Raw genomic sequence first — 500 nt, 5'->3', positions numbered from 1 at the left:
GGCTACCGGCTGCTGGTCAACCCGACCGGCCGCTTCGAGATCGGCGGCCCGATGGGTGACGCCGGGCTCACCGGCCGCAAGATCATCATCGACACCTACGGCGGCATGTCCCGCCACGGTGGCGGCGCCTTCTCCGGCAAGGACCCGTCCAAGGTCGACCGCTCCGCGGCGTACGCGATGCGCTGGGTGGCCAAGAACGTCGTGGCCGCGGGGCTCGCCCAGCGCTGCGAGGTCCAGGTCGCGTACGCGATCGGCAAGGCCGAGCCGGTCGGTCTGTTCGTGGAGACCTTCGGCACCGCCACGATCGACGCCGAGAAGATCGAGAAGGCCATCTCCGAGGTCTTCGACCTGCGTCCGGCCGCGATCATCCGCGACCTGGACCTGCTCCGCCCGATCTACGCCCGGACGGCGGCCTACGGCCACTTCGGCCGCGAGGACTCCGACTTCACCTGGGAGCGCACCGACCGCGTCGACGCCCTCCGCGCGGCGGCCGGTCTGTA

Annotated in this window: 1 protein-coding gene; it reads left to right on the top strand. The window is 71.2% G+C overall.

From position 1 onward, the window contains the following. Positions 1 to 500, top strand: a 500-nt coding sequence (locus tag EEJ42_RS30875) for a methionine adenosyltransferase domain-containing protein (RefSeq protein ID WP_184503354.1), incomplete at both ends; no start/stop codon positions are given.

The sequence above is a fragment of the Streptomyces botrytidirepellens genome (assembly GCF_003721215.1).
Lineage (GTDB): Bacteria > Actinomycetota > Actinomycetes > Streptomycetales > Streptomycetaceae > Streptomyces > Streptomyces himastatinicus.
This window is presented reverse-complemented; position numbering and strand designations above follow the sequence as displayed.